We start from the raw sequence: 19,892 nt of genomic DNA, 5'->3' as shown, positions 1-19,892 counted from the left end.
TAGTGAGATTTGAAACGGAAATAGGGGGACAGTCATGACGACAACACTTAAAGGAACTACAGCACAACAGGATACGAACATCATCCCATTTGTACCTACAGGTTCATTTTATTTTTCTCATGGGATTCAAGCTTTTCAAAAGCGTCGTTTCAGTGCTGCTGTCAAGTGGCTGAAAAAAGCGATTGAAGCTTCTCCCGAGGAACCATTATACCCATGCCAACTTTCTGTTGTTTATACGGAAGTTGGCTCTTATCATGCCGCCAATCAGGTACTGATCGAGGTATTGGCTGAACACGGCAAGGAATATGTAGATTGTTACTATTTGATGGCGAATAATTACGCACATCTCGGTCTTCTTAGTGATGCCAAAAAATACGTAGACACCTATCTGGAACAACCTGGGGACGGCGAATTTGAAGATGCAGCCAAACAATTGAGAGATATGTTGGATTCTTTAGAGGAAGAAGATGAAGACGACGACTGGGCTTTTGAAGATGAAGATGAGCTGATTATCTATCAAGAGACCGCTTTTTATCATTTAGAACATGAAGAGTGGGAAGATGCTTTGAGTGTCCTTGATGAAATGATGGAGCTTTTCCCAGAGTTCAAAATGGCTAGACACCGATACGCGTATGCTTTGTTTATGAATGGAGATCATGAGGAAGCGATTCAGTTTGAAAAAGAGAACTTGGAGAAAGAACCGGCCAACATCCATTGTGATGTGAACCTGGCCACCTTTTATCTGAATCAGGGCTTGACGGAAGAAGCGGATTTCCACATTGAACGTCTCCGCAATGTATTTCCTATGCATGAACAACAAAAACTAGCAGTAGCTGAAACTCTTGCGAGAGCCGGTTATTACCAAGAAGCAGTCGAACGGTTTAAATCGCTTCGAGATAAGCAGGTTACACGCCGGAGGGTTTACTACAAGTGGTACAGCATCTCTGTTTATCAAACGGGAAATCCATCCAAGGCGTTACAGCTATGGGAGAAAGGCTGCAAGCAATTTCCCAAGATGGGGGAAGAAGGCGGTCCCTGGGAACAAGAGTAGGTGAATATGCATTTCTATCATGCGTAAGCACATTAATGGACGGTTATCGTATGATTTACTATGATATGTACATGAATTGCAACTGAGATTATTTGGATTCATAAGGAGTGAAGATCGATGAGTGAAGAACGCATTTATGATGTCATTATTGCCGGAGCAGGTCCTGCAGGGATGACAGCAGCCGTATATACCTCCCGGGCTAACTTGGATACGCTTATGATTGAGCGTGGAATCCCTGGTGGACAGATGGCAAATACAGAAGATGTTGAGAACTACCCAGGCTTTGAAAGTATTCTTGGACCTGATTTATCCAATAAAATGTTCGATCACGCGAAGAAATTCGGTGCAGAATATGCCTATGGCGACATCAAAGAAGTCGTAGATGGCAAGGAATACAAGACGGTCAAAGCTGGAAATAAAGAATATAAAGCACGTGCCGTCATTGTAACAACAGGTGCACAATATAAAGAACTTGGCGTGCCGGGTGAAAAAGAACTCGGAGGCCGTGGCGTATCTTATTGCGCGGTTTGTGACGGTGCATTCTTCCGTGATAAAGAACTAGTCGTTGTAGGTGGAGGAGATTCTGCTGTTGAAGAAGGTGTCTACCTTACCCGCTTTGCAAGCAAAGTAACGATTGTTCACCGTCGTGATGAATTACGCGCGCAAAAGATCCTTCAAGATCGCGCTTTTGACAACGACAAAATCGACTTCATCTGGGACACCGTTGTTAAATCCATCAACGAAAAAGATGGAAAAGTAGGTAGTGTCACGCTTCACAACAAGAAAACAGATGAAGAATACGAGTTCGATACCAATGGTACATTCATCTATATCGGAATGATTCCATTGTCCAAACCATTCGAAAGCCTTGGCATCACGAATGAACAAGGGTATATCGAAACAGATGAGAACATGGAAACGAAAGTACCGGGGGTATTCGCTGCCGGAGACATTCGTGAAAAAGAATTGCGTCAGATCGTGACAGCAACTGGCGATGGAAGTATCGCCGCACAATCCGTCCAGCACTATATTGAAAATCTTTTAGAGGAACTGAAGGTCGTCAATTAAAAAGAAACACCATTTTAACTCGGGTGTAATCCCTGTGAAATATTTTCCTGTTACGATGGAACTGATTAATTGACCCCCTTTTAATAGATTAATCTCTATGAGGCACAGGTGCTCGTCACCTGTGCTTTTTTTGTTTTATACTTGGACAATCTTTTTAATACATCCTCATTCTCTGTGGACAAAAGCAGCGAATCGACCTTATCTATTAAGTTTAAAGGAAACTGTTTTCATTAACGGCTGTGGAACATAATATTGTAGCAACCTGTGTATTCATTGTATAATGGGTGGAGATGCCCTCTAGAAAGAAAATGAGGTGACCATAACGATGCAGCGTGTAGCAAATTGTATTTTGAGAGTGAATGATACCGTTTTAATGTTAAAAAAACCACGTAGAGGCTGGTATGTTGCCCCTGGCGGAAAGATGGAAGCCGGAGAAAATATTAAAGATTCCGTCGTCCGAGAGTTTAAAGAAGAGACGGGTCTTTCTATTGAAAACCCAGAGCTCCGCGGTTCTTTTACATTCGTCATGCGTGAAAAAGAAAAAACCTCTCATGAATGGATGATGTTTACTTTTTACAGTACCAGCTATTCAGGGGATTTACTTGATGAAAGTGAAGAAGGTGAACTGGAATGGGTTCCGGTTGGAGAAGTTCTTCAAAAGCCGATGGCAGAGGGAGATCGGAGAATTTTTGAGCACATCCTAAGTAGCGATGAGCAAGTATATGGAACATTCGTATATACGACGGACTTCCGCTTGATCGATCAAGATTTGGATCCGTCACGACCTGACTAATGGGGAGCGATGAAACATGCCAGTAAATGCCAACGATACTCAGTTAGTAATCATCACAGGAATGTCAGGGGCAGGGAAAACCGTAGCTGTTCAAAGCTTTGAAGATCTCGGTTTTTTTTGTGTCGATAATTTACCACCGGCCCTGCTTCCGAAGTTTCTTGAACTGATGAAAGATTCCAGCAACAATATCCAGAATGTGGCTTTAGTGATGGACTTACGAGGACGAGAATTTTTCGATGCGCTGTTTGATTCTCTTGACCGTCTCGGGAAAGAGGAATGGCTGCAAGAACACATTCTGTTCCTTGATGCAGAAGATCAGGCCCTTGTTTCCCGTTATAAGGAAACCCGAAGATCTCATCCTCTCGCTAAAGAAGGGTTGCCGCTTGAAGGGATTCGTAGAGAGAGAAAAATGCTGGATGAACTGAGAGGCCGTTCGCAGACAATCATTGACACAACTTCATTGAAACCAAAAGAACTGCGGGAACGAATCATCGAAAAATATCGTCAAAAGGAACAACAGGTCTTTTCCATTCAGATGGTTTCCTTCGGATTTAAGTATGGTGTTCCTATTGATGCCGACTTGATGTTCGATGTCCGTTTCCTGCCGAACCCGCACTATGTGGAACATATGCGTCCGTTGACGGGGTTAAACACGGAAGTATCTTCTTATGTGTTTAAGTGGACAGATACACAGAAATTCCTTGAGAAATTGAAGGACTTGCTCCACTTCATGCTTCCTCAATACAAACGTGAAGGAAAAAGTCAGCTAGTCATCGCTGTCGGATGTACAGGCGGTCAGCATCGTTCTGTCGCACTTGCTGAGCATTTATCAGAATACTTCTCTACGGATTTCGTGACCCATGTCACACACAGAGACATTGATAAAAGAAAGGGTTTGTAACGGATGGATCATAAGACCAAGCCGCGTGTCGTCGTAGTAGGTGGCGGGACCGGGATGCCTGTGCTTTTGCGCGGGTTAAAAAATTTACCGATAGACCTGTCAGCCATTGTAACGGTTGCTGATGACGGTGGAAGCTCCGGCCGCTTACGAGACGAGATGGCTATCCCTGCTCCAGGGGATATCAGGAATGTCGTGGCTGCCCTGTCAGATGCAGAACCCATGCTCCTTGAGCTTTTTCAGCATCGATTTGCAGCTGGTAACGGCCTGTCCGGTCATTCTATGGGCAACCTTTTACTGGCTGCAATGGCTTCCATGACAGGAGATTTTTATAAAGGGATTAAAGAAATCTCCAGAGTACTGAATGTGCGTGGTCATATCTATCCAATTGCCAATCATTCCATGAACCTCCACGCGGAGATGGAAGATGGAACGGTTGTTACCGGTGAGTCAAGTATTCCGAAACAGAACAAAAAAATAAAAAGGGTGTTTGTCAGCCCTACGCCGGTCCAGCCACTGCCAGAAGCCGTTGATGCGATCAAATCCGCGGATTTGATCGTCATCTCTCCGGGAAGTCTTTACACAAGCATATTACCGAATATTATTATTCCGGAAATCGGGCAGGCTTTGAAGGATACAAAAGCGATTGTCACGTATATATGCAATGTGATGACACAGGAGGGGGAAACTTCTGGTTACACAGCAGCCGATCATATCCAGGCGTTATTTGATCATATTGGTGAAGGTGTGTTACAGTCAGTGATTGTGCATAATCAACCGATTGATCAAGGGGTTAGGGCTGCCTATGCAGAAGAAAATGCCGAGCCCGTCTTGTACGATATTGACAGAATTAAATCCATGGGATTGAAAGTTATAGAAGAAGATATCATCGACCATAGCAAGCCTATGTTACGTCATGATACAGAGAAATTAGCAAAGTTATTGCACTCCATGCTTTAGGTGTTGCGTGGTAGGTAGAAGGGGGTGTACACCATGTCATTTGCATCAGAGATTAAAAAAGAATTAACGAATGTAGAAGCAGATCCATGCTGCATGGAATCGGAATTGGCTGCACTTGTCCGTATGAACGGGACATTTTCCCTTTCCAATCGTGAGTACATTCTCGATGTACAAACTGAGAATGCGGCGATCGCCAGAAGAATCTACACGTTAATCAAAAAACTTTATCCCTACCCGGTAGAACTCTTAGTTCGAAAGAAAATGAGGCTGAAGAAGAACAATGTCTATATTGTGAGGATGACGGAGAAAGCGAAGGTCGTGCTTGAAGATCTTGAAATCTTAAAAGGACCTCTATCCATAAATCCAGACATCCCACAAAAGTATTTGAATGATACGTGTTGTAAAAGAGCTTATTTAAGAGGGGCATTTCTTGCTGGAGGTTCCGTCAACAATCCAGAAACTTCTTCCTATCATTTGGAGATTTATTCTGCTGATGAGGAACACAACGAGGCGTTGTGTAAGCTAATGAATAGTTTCGGGTTGCACGCAAGGACACTCAGTCGTAAGAAAGGATACATCACCTACTTGAAAGAAGCGGATAAAATCACGGAACTTATCAGCAATATTGGAGCACACCAGGCCCTTTTTAAGTTTGAAGATGTGAGGATTGTCCGAGATATGAGAAACTCCGTCAATCGACTCGTCAATTGCGAGACTGCAAACTTAAATAAGACGATTGGTGCAGCTTTTCGCCAAGTGGAAAACATAAAGTTCATTAAACGGACCGTAGGTTTAGAAGCACTCCCGGATAAATTGCAGGAAATTGCATCGTTGAGATTGCAGCATCAGGAGGTTTCATTAAAAGAGCTTGGTGAGTATGTATCTGGCGGGTCGATTAGTAAATCAGGCATCAATCACCGCCTGCGTAAAATTGATGAGTTCGCTGATAAAGTAAGAAAAGGTGAAGTCACAGAAAACACAAGAAATTAATGTTTCCGTAACAAATTCATGCTATAATGAAATACAATTATAAACGCTTTCTAAACGAGGGCGTTCTTTTTTCTCAGTGTTGAATCCGCTTACAAAAAAGTTGAAATATAGAATGAGAGGAGAATGACAGGTGATTGAAAGGACGATAACGATCGAGCTTGAAACAGGTTTACAGGCAAGACCGGCCGCACAGTTCGTACAAGAAGCGAACAAGTTCACCGCAGATGTTTTCATCGAAAAAGGTGAGAAACGTGTAAATGCAAAAAGTATCATGGGGCTGATGAGTCTTGCTGTCGGGACTGATGAAGAGATTAAGTTGATTGCCGATGGTTCTGATGAAGAAGAGGCTGTTCAGGTGCTCACGGACTTTGTGAAGAATGATTAATCAGTACTTATGTGAAAAAATGAACGTTCTCTAATAAGGGAACGTTCTCATACACCATTAAAAAAATCCGCTGTGTCATCACAGCGGATTTTGCTTTTTCTTATTTATCGTTTTTCTCCATAACCTTATCAATCAAACCATAATCAACCGCTTCATAGGCAGACATGAAGTTATCGCGATCCGTGTCGCGTTCGATAACTTCCATCGGCTGTCCAGTACGCTCAGCAAGAATCTGATTCAGCTTCTCACGCATTTTAATGATACGCTTCGCATGAATTTCGATATCTGAAGCCTGACCTTGTGTTCCACCAAGTGGTTGGTGAATCATGACTTCACTGTTAGGCAAAGCATAACGCTTACCTGGTTCCCCAGCGTTCAGCAGGAATGCGCCCATAGAGGCTGCCATACCTGTGCAGATCGTGGATACGTTCGGTTTGATGAACTGCATGGTATCATAAATTGCCATACCTGCTGTGATCGACCCACCAGGAGAGTTGATGTATAGGGAAATATCCTTTTCTGGATCGTCAGCCGCAAGGAAAAGCAACTGAGCAACAACGGAGTTAGAGATGTTGTCATCAATCGGGCTTCCCAGCATGATGATCCGGTCTTTAAGTAAGCGGGAATAAATATCATAGGCACGTTCTCCGCGGTTTGTCTGTTCAATAACTGTAGGGACTAAATTCATTTGAAATTCCTCCTTAACATCAAATTAATAATGATGGAATACATTCATCATACCTATAAGGTCAATAAAGGTCAAACAAAAACAATCGCCTTTTTCACCTTAATTTCAGCAGGGATTTTACCCCTTTTTAAGTATGAGAAATCGTTGTTCTTATTCGTTCTATGTGAAGTGTACCAATTCCTTCTACCATCATACCCTAAATTTACCTATATAAACGTCCAAACTTATAATTAAGCTACATGGCAGGATGGTGAAGAATCAGTTTCGAGATGTCTGTTAGAGTTTAGGCTGCGGGAAAAGGTTCGCTTTCCATGGGGCGGGCGCTGAGCCTCCTCGGACTACGTCCTGTGGGGTCTCAGCTGTCCCGCAAATCCCATAGGAGTCTCACCGTTTCCCTCCGCCCCTTTACCATATGAGTCTCTCGAAACTATTTCTGAGAGAAATAGCATTAGCACTTTAAGGGAAGTAGTTAGATATAAACTATATTAGCGAGTATTACAAAGCATGAAAGCTTGATGCATATTGCTTATTTGCATTAATTACAGTAGTGGAAGACGTACCGTATTGTTATAAGGGTTCGTTTCTCTCACTATAGCTATGGGGTGGTTGAGAAGCTGCAAGACTACCGAGGAAATCGATTGGCTGGCGAGACCCCGCAGAGCTTTAGCTGTCTTGTCTCTATCACTATCGACGCCCATTTAGGAGAACGAACCCCTGTTATATCGAACTGGATCTTCCACGATGACGTGGACTTTTGAAAGACCAGAAAAAATGGGTTGCGTTTTTTATTGATTCTCATTATAATATTAAATGCATGTCGCTTTTGCGCCCGTAGCTCAGTTGGATAGAGCGGTAGATTCCGGTTCTACGTCAGTCGGGGGTTCGAATCCTCTCGGGCGCGCTAAACTGAATAAACGTCGGTATGACAGCGGGGTGACTCGGCCTATTGAACGTTTTTCGCTCCGTTGGTTGAGCGAAGAGACACGAAATAGTCCAAGCGCCCTCTGATGGTAGCACGGTAATTCGTGTGACATTTAGCCGACCGTTTACGTAACCTCTCGATTTCTTATCGATATGATATCGGGAGGTTTTTTTTATGCGCAAAATTAGACGGAAAGACGTTGTGGGGCTATTTGATATCTTAAAGAAGTGTATATAACGGAGTGTTCGCAAATAGTTTCTCTCACATCCTTTACAATTCCGGAGTTAAAAGCGGTTTTGAAGTCGAAGCAGCTGAAGGTCGGCGGTAAGAAAGCGGATATCTTATTACGATGGTATCGGAAAACTTCTCGGAGGCGGAGGTTATATCGTTCGTTGGCGATAAAACCGTCTTGAACAACGCTCCCAAAGGCAAAGAAGCGTTAAACGAGTTCTATTACATCTTTCTGGCACACCGCAATCTTTCAATGGTTGGTGCTTAACACGCTGCAAGTGCGATAAGGCACGTTAAGAAATTTGACTATAATTCTCCTAACGGTGAAAAATCGCTTGGCGCTAGTTAGATACCTATTGATAAACGGGTTTCCATCGTATAAACCCGTTAAAGGATTAGCGGAAAGCATGGAAATGAGAGATAAGGAACTACGGGATATGTTCGATTACACATGGGGGGGGGAACCGCGGAGAGTAACCGTACAACCACCTTACTAAAACCAAGTGTTTTCGATGCATTCAACTTACTATTGGAAAGAACGAAAAGGAACTCGAGGCTCTATACATTCACGCTTACAACCGATTAAATGAGGAACATGATGACGACTCTTTCTACAGAGTATTCGGTGTGCACTTTCCGTTCGACCATAACGAAAGGTTCAATACAGAATAACGGTGGGACAACGTAGCCTCGCTTTTTCTTTGCTATAAAAAGGAAATCAACGGAAAGTATCGAATAATATCTCGATTCCAGTATTTAACCTGGCGGTGAGCTTGTATGTTTCCTTTTACAACAGATGAATAAATTCGAACGACTTACTAGATTAGATTTTTAGTATAGGAGATATTAATGTAAAATTCAGGATAAGGTAAAAGTCATTATTAACAAGGAGGGGGAGTATTGGTTGATAACGAGTTGCTCACAAAAACAAAGATGTCAGAGCGGATGGGATGGTCGGAATCTAATGGCAGGCGTTGGGTTAAGAACTTCAGAGAGTACATTCCAACTGTAAAAACTAAGAACAGGGTCATGTACAATAATGAATCACTTAGAGTTATGAAATTCTTAAAGAGAATGCATGAAGCTGGTCTGAACATTCCGGAAATTAAGCAAATCTTAAGTGAAGAAGGACTGCCTAAATCAGCGTCTGCAGAGCAAAGATTACTTGAAGATTACAAAGTCGTACGAAACCACAAAGAATACGATCGAAGCATAGTGTCCACAATTCCTTCGTCAGGACAAATGATGGTTCCGTATTTGATGATGATTAAGGATGGAAAAGCTTATTCTGCTAATGAAATAACAGAGATGTTGGTTGATTACTTCCGGTTATCTGAAGAACAGCGGTTTATGAGATATGAAAATAACTCAGATATTATCTTACTATCAAGAATCAGGAATGTTAGGTACAGTTTGAAGAAAGAGGATTACATAGAGGAAATAAATAAATTGACCTATCGTATTACAGATAGCGGGTTAGAGTTGTTAGACGAAGGTAGCAGTGAAATCGAAGAAGAAATTGAAGAATTGGAAAAGGTTGTAGACCCTTTAACTGTAGTAAGAGATAAGGTCGAGGATTTAAAGAGTGAGTTAGCTGATAGTTTGCTGAAGAAACTTAGAAGTGTTCATTGGATGAAGTTTGAGGACATTGTAGTTGAGCTTTTGACAGAAATGGGTTACGGAGACGGACAAGTTACTCAAAGGAATAACGATGAAGGTTTAGATGGGGTGATTAAGGAAGATAAGTTGGGTCTAGACAATATTTATGTTCAGGCTAAGAGATATGCTGCTAGCAATTCCGTAGGACGTGACGTAGTTCAAAGTTTCTCAGGTGCTTTAGATGGAAAAGGTGCTAGAAAAGGAGTTTTCATTACTACCTCGTATTTCACTGAGGGAGCTAGGAAGTATGCGGAGAGGCTTGAAACTAAAAAAATCATTCTTCTTGATGGATTTGAACTGTCAAAACTGTTGATTGCTCATGATGTAGGGGTTGACATTAACCACACGTTTGTAGTGAAAGCAATCGATTATGACTATTTCAAGGATGAGTAATCAGGTGAATTAGACCATAGTAGATAGTTCTTGAACCACGTCCCCCCTGGCGATATAATCGACTTACAGAACATAATCGTCCTCTATTAACGCTGACTTCGTGTCCTCGTTATTTCGATTCGGATGGTTGAGCGTTGAGAAATCGTGAGGTAGTGCGTTTTGCGAGCGTTTGGATCCCGTGTAGATTCCCGGTAGATTCCGGTTCTAAGTCAGTAGGGGGTTCGAATCCTATCGGGCGAGCTAAAAATAGAAGGACCTTCCTTATATGTAAGGGGGGGCCTTTTTTTACTCGAATATCATTATATTAATATAGGAAATCTCATGAAAAATCCTAAGCAGTTACATGGGTGTTATCTATATATTGTTTAGACAGAAATCTCACAGGAGTTATACGAACATTTATTCGGTTTATTATCGTTATGTAGTTTCTTTTTGCCCTAATCATGTGTTATGATTGAAGAAATAAAGTCAGACTTTTCGCTTTATTTAGAAGAGGGGTATTTATGACAAACCTAATCCGTTATAAAATGTTGTCGACTGAAGAAGTGTCTGAAGACAGGCGGATTCACGTGTTCGATATGCAAGAACAGCAAAAGTTATCCTTCAACTATGCGTCTCTGAAACGCACACCTGAAAATTATGTAGGGGAAGAGTTAGCTCACTTTTTGGATAAACGGAAGTTGAAAATCGATAATGGTTTTTATGATAAAAAAGGACATGCTTCCTAGAGCGTGTCCTTTTTTTGATTTCAAATTCAGTCAGCATGGATCTCTATCTGATAAATGGGGAGTAGCAGACGGTTTGTTGAGGTCATATATTAATAAGGAAAGGGGCTTGCCTTCCCTGTAAACGTTATCGAGCTAATCGGAACACTTGTAGAATCTCCTGTAAGATCTTTCTTGATGGATGTGGGCTGCTATCCTTTGGTATGATGATTAGGCAAGGTCAGGGAGGGTGATCTATGTCTGAAGTCATTTTATATGTAAAAGAAAACTGTGGATTATGTGAAGAGGTTAAGGATCTTCTGTCGTTGTTTGATGTCCAAGTCGTATTGGTTGATATTGAAAGTGACCCAGGACTTTTGGATAAATATATGCTTGAAGTACCCGTTCTGAAAATCGGTGGCGAAGAGCTGGATTATCGTCAGATTGATTACTTTGAACTAATGAAGCGTTTACAATGAAAAACGTCTAGTTTTTTGCTTGCACGTAGACAACCCCACTGTTAATATAAAAATTGAAATGAGATATTTTTTTGCTCCTAGCGGGACATAATATGACTAGCCGGGACGTTATACATCCCAGTTAGCAGCATTTCAAAGAAGGGGCTTTTTCCATGAGAGCGTTCATCGACTTACAAAAAAAATTATTCCCGGATGTCCTGGACGTTATTCAGCGCCGATATCAGCTGTTGTATCATATCCAGATTATGCAGCCTGTGGGCCGAAGAGGGTTAGCTGAAAGTGTTGAGCTGGCTGAGCGTACGGTCCGAAGTGAAGTAGACTTTCTGAATAAACAAGGGGCTGTAGAGATTACCTCAAGAGGGATGCACTTAAGTTATGAAGGGCAGAACATTCTTGAACAGTTGGCTGAGTTTATTAAAGAGGTCTCTGGGATTAAGGTTTTAGAACAACAATTAAAGGATAAATTAAATTTAGACCATGTGGTTGTTGTTCCAGGTGATAGCGATGAGCTTAATTGGGTAAAACAAGAGATGGGAAAAGCATGTGTCCAGTATTTGAAAGAACATATGTCGCCGGATCAGGTGATTGCCATTACAGGCGGAACAACGATGGCATCCGTCGCACAAGTGATGACACCGCTGTCTGGAGCTGATCAGTGCTTGTACGTACCTGCGCGTGGAGGCTTAGGTGAAAGGGTTGAAAACCAAGCCAATACGATATGCGCAGAAATGGCGAAAAAAGCCAGGGGTGATTATCGTCTTTTATATGTACCCGATCCTCTCAGTGAGGAATCCTATCAGACGATAAAAGAAGAACCTTCCATTAAAGAAGTGTTGGACATCATCCGGAATGCTGAAATCGTCATTCACGGAGTCGGCGATGCACTTACGATGGCAGAACGGAGAAAGACCTCTCCTGAACAATTGGAGTTAATCAAAAAGCACAACGCCGTTGGCGAAGCGTTTGGTTATTATTTCAATGTCGAGGGTGAGATCGTTCACAAAGTTCGTACAGTTGGTCTTCAACTCGAAGATCTGAAGCGTGCGAATCATGTCATCGCTGTTGCTGGAGGCCGCTCAAAAGCACAAGCCATCTCATCTTATTTCCAACCGGGTCAGAGTAATGTCCTGATCACTGATGAAGGTGCAGCCCAAGAGTTAATAAGGGATTTATCCCTTTAAATAAATATGATTTTAATCATCCTAAGGAGGAATTTTGCATGACAGTAAGAATTGGTATTAACGGATTTGGACGTATTGGACGTAATGTTTTCCGTGCTGCTTTGAACAACAATGATGTTGAGGTAGTAGCGGTTAACGACTTGACAGATGCAAACATGCTTGCACACTTGCTTCAATACGATACTGTACACGGTAAGCTTGAGGAAGAAGTGACAACAAACGGTGACAACCTTATCGTTGGCGGAAAAGAAATCAAAGTACTTTCCGAAAAAGATCCAGCTCAACTTGGTTGGGGAGATCTTGGTGTAGATATCGTTATCGAATCTACAGGTCGTTTCACTCAGCGTGACGATGCGAAGAAACACTTGGATGCAGGTGCTAAGAAAGTTGTTATCTCTGCTCCAGCGAAGCAAGAAGACCTTACAGTCGTTATGGGTGTAAACGAAGATCAGTACGACAAAGATTCTCACCACGTTATCTCTAACGCTTCTTGCACAACGAACTGCTTGGCTCCATACGCTAAGGTTCTTGACGAGAAGTTCGGTCTTAAGCGCGGTATGATGACAACTGTTCACTCTTACACAAACGATCAGCAGATCCTTGATCTTCCACACAAAGATTACCGTCGTGCGCGTGCAGCTGCAGAAAACATCATCCCTACAACTACAGGTGCTGCACAAGCCGTTGCAAAAGTTCTTCCACACCTTGATGGTAAGCTTAGCGGTATGGCTATGCGTGTACCAACATCTAACGTTTCCATCGTAGACTTGGTTGCAGAGCTTGATAAAGATGTAACAGCTGAAGAAGTGAACGAAGCTCTTCGTGCAGAAGCTGAAGGTAACCTTAAAGGAATCCTTGGTTACAGTGACGAGCCACTTGTTTCTACTGACTACAATGGCAACACGCACTCTTCAATCATCGATGGTCTTTCTACACTTATCCTTGAAAACAACATGGTTAAAATCGTTTCTTGGTATGACAACGAAACTGGTTACTCCAACCGTTGTGTAGACTTGGCTGTTTACCTTAAAAACCAAGGCTTGTAATATCTGAGCCAAATTAGAAAATACTATGAAAAAGCTGGAAAGGAGGAGGTCTCAGGTCCTCCTCCTTTATCCATGTTTTTTCGCATCCTGCTAATCGGCGTTTCTGCACAATGAAACTGTGGAAACGTACATAAGGGCAGGCGATGAACCTGACCACAAACCAAGGAGGTTGTCATTCTATGAATAAGAAAACAATCCGCGATGTTGAAGTGAACGGGAAAACTGTTTTTTGCCGTGTCGACTTCAACGTACCGATGAGCGAGGGAGAGGTCACAGACGACACTCGAATTAGAGCTGCCCTCCCTACAATCAAGCACCTGACTGGAAACGGTGCGAAAGTCATTCTTGCCAGTCACCTTGGACGTCCAAAAGGGGAAGTAGTCGAAGACCTTCGTCTTGATCCTGTAGCTAAGCGTCTAAGTGATGTACTTGGACAAACCGTTACAAAAACGGATGAAGTCCACGGCAGCGAAGTAAACAAAGCCATTTCTGATATGGAAAACGGCGATGTCCTTCTCATTGAGAACGTGCGCTTCCACCCTGGTGAGGAAAAGAATGATGCGGAATTAGCCAAAGCTTTTGCAGACATGGCTGACCTCTACGTAAACGATGCATTTGGTGCTGCCCACCGTGCTCATGCTTCTACAGCAGGTGTTGCTGAGCATATCCCTGCTGTTGCTGGTTTCTTAATGGAGAAAGAAATCAATGTTCTAGGTAAGGCTCTTTCTAATCCGGAACGTCCATTTACAGCCATCATCGGTGGTGCAAAAGTAAAAGATAAGATCGGTGTCATCGACAACCTGATCGACAAAGTCGATAACTTGATCATCGGTGGAGGTCTTGCCTACACATTTGTAAAAGCGCAAGGTCATGAGATCGGCAAATCGCTGCTAGAAGAAGATAAAATCGATCTAGCCAAAGAATATATGAAGAAAGCAGAAGAGAAAGGTGTCAACTTCCTCATGCCTGATGATGTTGTTGTTGCTGATGATTTCTCTGATTCTGCAAACAAAGAAGAAGTCGGAATCGACAGCATTCCATCTGACTGGGAAGCTCTGGATATCGGCCCGAAAACAAGAGAGAAATATGCAAAAGTCATCAAAGATTCTAAATTGGTCATCTGGAACGGACCTATGGGCGTCTTTGAAATCGAATCTTTTGCTAACGGTACAAAAGCTGTAGCGAATGCCCTTTCTGAAACAGATGGCTACACGGTCATCGGTGGAGGCGACTCTGCAGCAGCCGTTGAGAAATTCGGATACGCAAATGACATGGACCACGTTTCCACAGGCGGCGGTGCTTCCTTGGAATTCATGGAAGGTAAAGATCTTCCTGGTGTATCCTTGTTGAACGATAAATAAAAAGGAGAGGTGAAACCCTATGCGTAAAAAAGTAATCGCTGGTAACTGGAAAATGAATAAAAACCACCGTGAAGCGGAAGATTTTATTCAAACAGCTAAAAACGAAGTTCCTTCCTCTGAGCAGGTAGAATCGGTTGTTTGTGCTCCGTTCCCTTTTCTACAAAAATTGGTAGAAGAAACAGAAGGCACAAGTCTTAAAATCGGTGCTCAAAACATGCACTTTGAAGAGAGCGGTGCGTTTACTGGTGAAGTAAGCCCGGTTATGCTTAAAGAGCTTGGCGTTTCTTACGTCGTACTTGGCCACTCCGAGCGTCGTGAAATCTTCAAGGAAACAGATGAAGAGGTAAACAAAAAAGTTCATGCTGCATTCAACCACGACTTGACTCCAATCGTTTGTGTAGGGGAATCTCTTGAACAACGTGAAGCGAACGAAACGATGAACGTTGTTGAAACACAAGTGAAAAAAGCATTGAACGGTTTGACGAATGACCAGTGTGCAGAGACGATCATTGCTTATGAGCCGATCTGGGCTATTGGTACAGGTCGTACTGCGACATCTGAACAAGCGAATGAAGTATGCACACACATCCGTAAAGTCGTCAGTGAATATGTAAGTGCAGATGCCGCTGAAGCTGTCCGCATTCAATATGGTGGTAGTGTGAAGCCGGCAAACGTTGATGAACTACTATCTCAGTCCGACATTGATGGTGCTCTAGTAGGTGGAGCCAGCCTTGAAGCTGATTCTTTCCTAAAACTAGTGGAGGCAGGTAAGAATGAGTAAGCAAAACCTTGCTGCCTTAATCATCCTTGACGGCTATGCTCTTCGTGATGAAGAGAAAGGCAATGCTGTCAAACAAGCGAACACACCAAACTTTGATCGTTACTGGAACCAATTCCCGCATTCTCAATTAACGGCAAGCGGGGAAGCTGTCGGACTGCCAGAAGGTCAAATGGGTAACTCTGAAGTCGGTCACTTGAATATCGGCGCAGGTCGTGTCGTCTATCAAAGCCTGACAAGAATCAACCTTTCTATCCGTGAAGGGGACTTCTTCGAAAATGAAGTGTTGCTGACCGCGGTTCGTGAAGCAAAGGCGAAAGATAAAGCCCTTCACATTTTCGGCCTGTTATCTGATGGTGGTATTCATAGTCACATCGACCATATGATTGCCACTTTGAAGCTTGCGAAAGAAGAAGGACTTGAAAAAGTTTTCATCCACGCTTTTCTAGATGGGCGTGATGTAGGTCAGCAATCGGCTAAGACTTATATCAAGCAAACACAAGAAGCCATTGAAGAGGTGGGCGTTGGTCAAATCGCTACCCTTTCTGGACGTTACTATGCGATGGACCGTGATAATCGCTGGGAACGTGTGAAGAAAGCCTATGATGCGATCGCCTTTGGTGAGGGTCCGACGTACAAGGATCCAATCAAAGCGATCGACGATTCTTACGAGCAGGACGTGTACGATGAATTTGTTGAGCCTGTTGTTCTAACAGATGACGACAATAACCCGCTGGGAACCGTTGAAGATGAAGACAGTGTCATTTTCTTCAACTTCCGTCCTGATCGTGCCATCCAACTTTCCAGAACGTTTGCAAACGACGATTTTGATGGTTATGAACGTGGTGAAAACGCACCGAAAAACCTTCACTTTGTTGGAATGACACAATACAGCGACCAGGTCAGAAGCAAGATCGCTTTTCCTCCGAACGACTTGAAGAATACCGTCGGGGAAGTCCTTGCTGACAATGACATGAAGCAATTGCGTATTGCTGAAACAGAAAAGTATCCACACGTGACGTTCTTCATGAGCGGCGGCCGCGAAAAAGAATTCGAAGGGGAAGAGCGCATCCTCATCGATTCTCCAAAAGTCGCAACGTATGATCTGCAACCAGAAATGAGCGCTTATGAAGTAACAGATGCTCTTCTAGGTGAACTAGACGCAGAGAAACACAACGCAATCATTCTAAACTTCGCCAATCCTGATATGGTTGGACACTCAGGGAAACTTGAGCCAACGATTAAAGCGATTGAAGCTGTAGACGAATGTTTAGGTAAAATCGTTGATAAGATCCACGAAAAAGGTGGACATGCGATTATAACGGCTGACCATGGAAACTCTGATGAGGTGACGACCTTGGATGGAGACGCCATGACTGCTCATACGACAAACCCTGTACCCGTCATCGTGACGAAGGATGGGGCAGAACTCCGTGATGGAGGAATCCTTGGTGATCTTTCACCAACATTGCTAGAACTTTTAAATGTTGAACAACCTGAAGAAATGACAGGAAAATCACTAATTAAAAAATAAGGGAGAGATATTCATGCCTTACATTACTGACGTATATGCACGTGAAGTCCTTGACTCTCGTGGTAACCCGACTGTTGAAGTAGAAGTTTATACAGAATCCGGAGCTTTCGGTACAGCACTTGTTCCAAGTGGTGCTTCTACTGGTGAATACGAAGCGGTAGAACTTCGTGATGGTGACAAAGAACGTTACCTTGGCAAAGGTGTACAAAACGCTGTTGATAACGTAAACGAAAAAATCGCTCCAAACCTTCTGGGTATGGACGTAACTCAACAAGTCATCATCGACCAAATGATGAGAGAACTTGATGGTACAGAAAACAAAGGAAACCTAGGTGCGAACGCAATCCTTGGTGTATCCATGGCTGTTGCTCACGCGGCTGCAGACGTTGTAGGTCTTCCACTTTACAAGTATCTTGGAGGATTCACAGCAGCTACGCTTCCAACACCAATGATGAACATTGTAAACGGTGGAGAGCACGCGGATAACAACGTAGACATCCAGGAATTCATGATTATGCCTGTTGGCGCTCCGACATTCAAAGAAGCGCTTCGCATGGGTGCTGAGATTTTCCACGCTCTTAAGAAAGTACTTGGCGGCAAAGGCTATAACACGGCTGTAGGTGACGAAGGCGGATTCGCTCCTGACCTTGGTTCAAACGAAGAAGCTCTATCTACAATCATCGAAGCGATCGAAGCGGCTGGTTACAAGCCAGGTGAAGAAGTGCAGCTAGCAATGGACGTAGCCTCTTCTGAAATTTATGAAGATGGCAAGTACAACCTGAAAGGTGAAGGTGTCGTACGTACGTCTGAAGAAATGGTTGATTGGTATGAAGAGCTTGTGAACAAGTATCCAATCGTTTCCATCGAAGATGGTCTTGACGAAAACGACTGGGAAGGAACGAAACTTCTTACAGATCGTATCGGAGACCGCGTACAGCTTGTCGGTGACGACTTGTTTGTAACAAACACAGAGAAGCTAAGCCGTGCGATTGAAGAAGGCGTTGGCAACTCCATCCTAATCAAAGTGAACCAAATCGGTACACTTACTGAAACATTTGAAGCAATCGAAATGGCGAAGCGCGCAGGTTACACAGCTGTTATCTCTCACCGTTCTGGTGAAACTGAAGATGCTACAATCGCGGATATCGCTGTTGCGACAAACGCAGGTCAAATTAAAACAGGTGCTCCATCCCGTACCGACCGCGTAGCGAAGTACAACCAGCTTCTTCGTATTGAAGACCAGCTGCTTGGAACGGCTACTTACGCTGGTAAGAAAGCATTCTACAACTTGAATAAATAATTTATAAAAGAAGCCTCTCTGATGATTCAGAGAGGCTTTTTTCTATGATATGATGGAGCATATATTCAAAGGAGTAGGAGAACCAGCCCGTATGAAAACATTCATTCAAATTATTTTAGTTCTGATGGTAGGCTATGCTTTATACACGGGGTATTCCGTGTGGACCTATGGGGATGAGGAAGTCTCGAAAGCCGATGCGGCCATTGTTCTCGGTGCCGCCCAGTGGAATGGAAAACCAAGCCCTGTTTTTGAGGGGCGCTTGAAGCAGGGAATTGAATTGTATAAAGAAGGACACGTGGAATACTTGATTCTCACAGGTGGTAAAAGTGAACGTGCCACTTCCTCTGAAGCACAAGTAGGAAAGAACTATGCGATGGAGCATGGAGTAAAAGAGGAAGACATTTTGTATGAGGATCAATCACTAATCACCGAAGATAACTTGAGTAATGCAAAAGATGTTAGTGACGAAAAAGGCATTCACTCTTTTTTTATTGTCAGTGACCAATTCCATTTGAAAAGAGCTGTAGCCATGGCGGAACATCTGGATATGAAAGTGGAAGGTGTCCCTACTCAATATTCGGCTTATAAAAGTATGGAAACGAAGGTTCCTTTTTTCTTGCGAGAATGGGGCTATTGGATGGGACAACCTGTGACAAAGTTGATCATGTTGTGAGGTGTACAGGAGATGGAATTGTTAGAAGTAGTCCGGAACCGCCGTTCGATTCATGAATACAAAGAGGAGAAGGTAGATAAGGAAGCACTGGAACGCATTTTTTCTGAAGCTTCATGGGCGCCTAATCACCGGATGAAAGAACCTTGGCTAATACGGTTGTACCAGGGTCTAGGGAAAGAAGCGTATGCCGAGTCCGTTATGGAAAGTTATCGAAGGCAAGGGTTCTTTGAAGGTTATGATGTTGAAAAAACCCATCGATTACAGGAAGGAATTCGGGATTTTTTATTGAACATCCCTCACCATGCTTTAATCTATATGGAAAGAGATAAGGATATACGGAAATATGAAGAAGATTACGCTGCTGTGTGTGCTTATATACAGAACGTTCAGCTTTTGGCATGGGAAGCAGGGATAGGTGTTCTTTGGACAACGAGTCCCTACTTACATGATAAACAATTTTCGTATGATATAGGACTAGACAGCCAGCGTTTTAAACTGGTCTCCGTGTTACAGATGGGATACCCTAAACGGATCCCGAATCCCAAAGTACGGACACCCATTCACCAAAAAATTGACATCTATGATGGAAATGAAAAAAACTGACGCTTGAATTAAGCGTCAGCTTTTTTATGTTCATCTTTATGATGGTCTTCGTCTGGTAATGGGTCAACGCTGTGTTTGTAATCGTAGCCTTTAGAGACAGCCATGCCAAACATGGCGGCAATCCCCAAAACAATCGCGATACATACGATCATGATCACAGTAAATGTCATGGAAACACATCTCTTTCTTATCTAG

General features: G+C 43.1%; 21 protein-coding genes and 1 tRNA gene. 20 read left to right on the top strand and 2 right to left on the bottom strand.

Features of this window, described 5'->3' with window-relative positions:
* Nucleotides 1–34: 34 nt before the first annotated feature.
* The 7 genes from ACXACN_RS10825 to ACXACN_RS10795 all read left to right on the top strand — a co-directional run bounded on the left by ACXACN_RS10825 (nucleotide 35) and on the right by ACXACN_RS10795 (nucleotide 6,145).
* On the top strand, nucleotides 35–1,051 hold the full coding sequence (locus tag ACXACN_RS10825) for a tetratricopeptide repeat protein (protein WP_474964369.1): 1,017 nt from the start codon (nucleotides 35–37) through the stop codon (nucleotides 1,049–1,051).
* A 117-nt stretch (nucleotides 1,052–1,168) separates the two neighbouring features.
* Nucleotides 1,169–2,119: a thioredoxin-disulfide reductase gene (gene trxB, locus ACXACN_RS10820; protein WP_474964368.1), complete on the top strand. Its 951-nt coding sequence runs from the start codon at nucleotides 1,169–1,171 to the stop codon at nucleotides 2,117–2,119.
* 325 nt (nucleotides 2,120–2,444) lie between these two features.
* Complete coding sequence (locus ACXACN_RS10815; protein WP_474964366.1) at nucleotides 2,445–2,912, top strand: NUDIX domain-containing protein; 468 nt, start codon at nucleotides 2,445–2,447, stop codon at nucleotides 2,910–2,912.
* 16 nt (nucleotides 2,913–2,928) lie between these two features.
* Complete coding sequence (rapZ, locus tag ACXACN_RS10810; protein ID WP_474964364.1) at nucleotides 2,929–3,813, top strand: RNase adapter RapZ; 885 nt, start codon at nucleotides 2,929–2,931, stop codon at nucleotides 3,811–3,813.
* Nucleotides 3,814–3,816: 3 nt separating this feature from the next.
* Complete coding sequence (locus ACXACN_RS10805) at nucleotides 3,817–4,770, top strand: gluconeogenesis factor YvcK family protein (protein ID WP_474964363.1); 954 nt, start codon at nucleotides 3,817–3,819, stop codon at nucleotides 4,768–4,770.
* A 33-nt stretch (nucleotides 4,771–4,803) separates the two neighbouring features.
* The gene (whiA, locus tag ACXACN_RS10800) at nucleotides 4,804–5,760 is read left to right on the top strand and encodes a DNA-binding protein WhiA (protein ID WP_474964361.1); all 957 of its coding nucleotides are present in this window, start codon (nucleotides 4,804–4,806) and stop codon (nucleotides 5,758–5,760) included.
* A gap of 130 nt (nucleotides 5,761–5,890) precedes the next feature.
* Nucleotides 5,891–6,145 (top strand): HPr family phosphocarrier protein, encoded by a 255-nt coding sequence (locus tag ACXACN_RS10795; RefSeq protein WP_146816853.1) that lies wholly within the window; start codon nucleotides 5,891–5,893, stop codon nucleotides 6,143–6,145.
* A 100-nt stretch (nucleotides 6,146–6,245) separates the two neighbouring features.
* Here the strand turns inward: ACXACN_RS10795 and clpP are convergent, their stop codons facing one another.
* Complete coding sequence (clpP, locus tag ACXACN_RS10790) at nucleotides 6,246–6,833, bottom strand: ATP-dependent Clp endopeptidase proteolytic subunit ClpP (protein WP_474964360.1); 588 nt, start codon at nucleotides 6,831–6,833, stop codon at nucleotides 6,246–6,248.
* 825 nt (nucleotides 6,834–7,658) lie between these two features.
* Between clpP and ACXACN_RS10785 the strand changes: the two genes are divergently transcribed.
* The 13 genes from ACXACN_RS10785 to ACXACN_RS10725 all read left to right on the top strand — a co-directional run bounded on the left by ACXACN_RS10785 (nucleotide 7,659) and on the right by ACXACN_RS10725 (nucleotide 19,697).
* Nucleotides 7,659–7,734 (top strand) — tRNA-Arg (locus ACXACN_RS10785).
* Nucleotides 7,735–7,982: 248 nt separating this feature from the next.
* The gene (locus ACXACN_RS10780; RefSeq protein ID WP_474964358.1) at nucleotides 7,983–8,168 is read left to right on the top strand and encodes an SAP domain-containing protein; all 186 of its coding nucleotides are present in this window, start codon (nucleotides 7,983–7,985) and stop codon (nucleotides 8,166–8,168) included.
* A gap of 718 nt (nucleotides 8,169–8,886) precedes the next feature.
* Nucleotides 8,887–10,038 (top strand): restriction endonuclease, encoded by a 1,152-nt coding sequence (locus tag ACXACN_RS10775; protein ID WP_474964357.1) that lies wholly within the window; start codon nucleotides 8,887–8,889, stop codon nucleotides 10,036–10,038.
* 503 nt (nucleotides 10,039–10,541) lie between these two features.
* Nucleotides 10,542–10,766, top strand: a complete 225-nt coding sequence (locus ACXACN_RS10770; protein WP_474964356.1) for a hypothetical protein — start codon at nucleotides 10,542–10,544, stop codon at nucleotides 10,764–10,766.
* Nucleotides 10,767–10,999: 233 nt separating this feature from the next.
* The gene (locus tag ACXACN_RS10765) at nucleotides 11,000–11,221 is read left to right on the top strand and encodes a glutaredoxin family protein (RefSeq protein WP_474964354.1); all 222 of its coding nucleotides are present in this window, start codon (nucleotides 11,000–11,002) and stop codon (nucleotides 11,219–11,221) included.
* 152 nt (nucleotides 11,222–11,373) lie between these two features.
* Nucleotides 11,374–12,402 (top strand): sugar-binding transcriptional regulator, encoded by a 1,029-nt coding sequence (locus ACXACN_RS10760; RefSeq protein ID WP_474964353.1) that lies wholly within the window; start codon nucleotides 11,374–11,376, stop codon nucleotides 12,400–12,402.
* A 38-nt stretch (nucleotides 12,403–12,440) separates the two neighbouring features.
* Nucleotides 12,441–13,448: a type I glyceraldehyde-3-phosphate dehydrogenase gene (gene gap / locus ACXACN_RS10755; RefSeq protein WP_474964351.1), complete on the top strand. Its 1,008-nt coding sequence runs from the start codon at nucleotides 12,441–12,443 to the stop codon at nucleotides 13,446–13,448.
* A 179-nt stretch (nucleotides 13,449–13,627) separates the two neighbouring features.
* Nucleotides 13,628–14,809 carry a phosphoglycerate kinase gene (locus tag ACXACN_RS10750; RefSeq protein ID WP_474964350.1) on the top strand — a complete coding sequence of 394 codons (1,182 nt, stop codon included), beginning with the start codon at nucleotides 13,628–13,630 and terminating at the stop codon, nucleotides 14,807–14,809.
* A 19-nt stretch (nucleotides 14,810–14,828) separates the two neighbouring features.
* Nucleotides 14,829–15,590, top strand: coding sequence for a triose-phosphate isomerase (tpiA, locus tag ACXACN_RS10745; RefSeq protein ID WP_474964349.1), 762 nt, complete (start codon nucleotides 14,829–14,831; stop codon nucleotides 15,588–15,590).
* Nucleotides 15,583–17,121, top strand: coding sequence for a 2,3-bisphosphoglycerate-independent phosphoglycerate mutase (gene gpmI / locus ACXACN_RS10740; protein WP_474964347.1), 1,539 nt, complete (start codon nucleotides 15,583–15,585; stop codon nucleotides 17,119–17,121). Before tpiA ends, gpmI begins: the two co-directional genes overlap by 8 nt.
* Before the next feature lie 13 nt (nucleotides 17,122–17,134).
* A complete protein-coding gene (gene eno, locus ACXACN_RS10735) occupies nucleotides 17,135–18,421 on the top strand; it encodes a phosphopyruvate hydratase (protein ID WP_226591942.1) in 1,287 nt (428 codons plus the stop codon).
* Between the two features lie 91 nt (nucleotides 18,422–18,512).
* Nucleotides 18,513–19,094, top strand: coding sequence for a YdcF family protein (locus ACXACN_RS10730; protein WP_474964346.1), 582 nt, complete (start codon nucleotides 18,513–18,515; stop codon nucleotides 19,092–19,094).
* Between the two features lie 12 nt (nucleotides 19,095–19,106).
* Nucleotides 19,107–19,697 (top strand): nitroreductase family protein, encoded by a 591-nt coding sequence (locus ACXACN_RS10725; protein WP_474964344.1) that lies wholly within the window; start codon nucleotides 19,107–19,109, stop codon nucleotides 19,695–19,697.
* A gap of 8 nt (nucleotides 19,698–19,705) precedes the next feature.
* On the opposite strand, the gene ytzI is transcribed toward ACXACN_RS10725, so the two are convergent.
* The gene (ytzI, locus tag ACXACN_RS10720) at nucleotides 19,706–19,867 is read right to left on the bottom strand and encodes a YtzI protein (RefSeq protein ID WP_474964343.1); all 162 of its coding nucleotides are present in this window, start codon (nucleotides 19,865–19,867) and stop codon (nucleotides 19,706–19,708) included.
* Nucleotides 19,868–19,892: the final 25 nt, after the last annotated feature.

This window comes from Halobacillus sp. AWM4_238 (assembly GCF_056158265.1).
Note: the sequence above shows the minus strand (reverse complement) of the source record. Positions and strands in the feature narration are given on the sequence as shown.

Excerpts from the sequence above, each read along its gene's own strand:
- ACXACN_RS10825 (WP_474964369.1), top strand. The coding sequence starts at position 35 with ATGACGACAACACTTAAAGGAACTACAGCACAACAGGATACGAACATC.
- trxB (WP_474964368.1), top strand. The coding sequence starts at position 1,169 with ATGAGTGAAGAACGCATTTATGATGTCATTATTGCCGGAGCAGGTCCT.
- ACXACN_RS10815 (WP_474964366.1), top strand. The coding sequence starts at position 2,445 with ATGCAGCGTGTAGCAAATTGTATTTTGAGAGTGAATGATACCGTTTTA.
- rapZ (WP_474964364.1), top strand. The coding sequence starts at position 2,929 with ATGCCAGTAAATGCCAACGATACTCAGTTAGTAATCATCACAGGAATG.
- ACXACN_RS10805 (WP_474964363.1), top strand. The coding sequence starts at position 3,817 with ATGGATCATAAGACCAAGCCGCGTGTCGTCGTAGTAGGTGGCGGGACC.
- whiA (WP_474964361.1), top strand. The coding sequence starts at position 4,804 with ATGTCATTTGCATCAGAGATTAAAAAAGAATTAACGAATGTAGAAGCA.
- clpP (WP_474964360.1), bottom strand. The coding sequence starts at position 6,833 with ATGAATTTAGTCCCTACAGTTATTGAACAGACAAACCGCGGAGAACGT.
- ACXACN_RS10770 (WP_474964356.1), top strand. The coding sequence starts at position 10,542 with ATGACAAACCTAATCCGTTATAAAATGTTGTCGACTGAAGAAGTGTCT.
- ACXACN_RS10765 (WP_474964354.1), top strand. The coding sequence starts at position 11,000 with ATGTCTGAAGTCATTTTATATGTAAAAGAAAACTGTGGATTATGTGAA.
- ACXACN_RS10760 (WP_474964353.1), top strand. The coding sequence starts at position 11,374 with ATGAGAGCGTTCATCGACTTACAAAAAAAATTATTCCCGGATGTCCTG.
- gap (WP_474964351.1), top strand. The coding sequence starts at position 12,441 with ATGACAGTAAGAATTGGTATTAACGGATTTGGACGTATTGGACGTAAT.
- ACXACN_RS10750 (WP_474964350.1), top strand. The coding sequence starts at position 13,628 with ATGAATAAGAAAACAATCCGCGATGTTGAAGTGAACGGGAAAACTGTT.
- tpiA (WP_474964349.1), top strand. The coding sequence starts at position 14,829 with ATGCGTAAAAAAGTAATCGCTGGTAACTGGAAAATGAATAAAAACCAC.
- gpmI (WP_474964347.1), top strand. The coding sequence starts at position 15,583 with ATGAGTAAGCAAAACCTTGCTGCCTTAATCATCCTTGACGGCTATGCT.
- eno (WP_226591942.1), top strand. The coding sequence starts at position 17,135 with ATGCCTTACATTACTGACGTATATGCACGTGAAGTCCTTGACTCTCGT.
- ACXACN_RS10730 (WP_474964346.1), top strand. The coding sequence starts at position 18,513 with ATGAAAACATTCATTCAAATTATTTTAGTTCTGATGGTAGGCTATGCT.
- ACXACN_RS10725 (WP_474964344.1), top strand. The coding sequence starts at position 19,107 with ATGGAATTGTTAGAAGTAGTCCGGAACCGCCGTTCGATTCATGAATAC.
- ytzI (WP_474964343.1), bottom strand. The coding sequence starts at position 19,867 with ATGACATTTACTGTGATCATGATCGTATGTATCGCGATTGTTTTGGGG.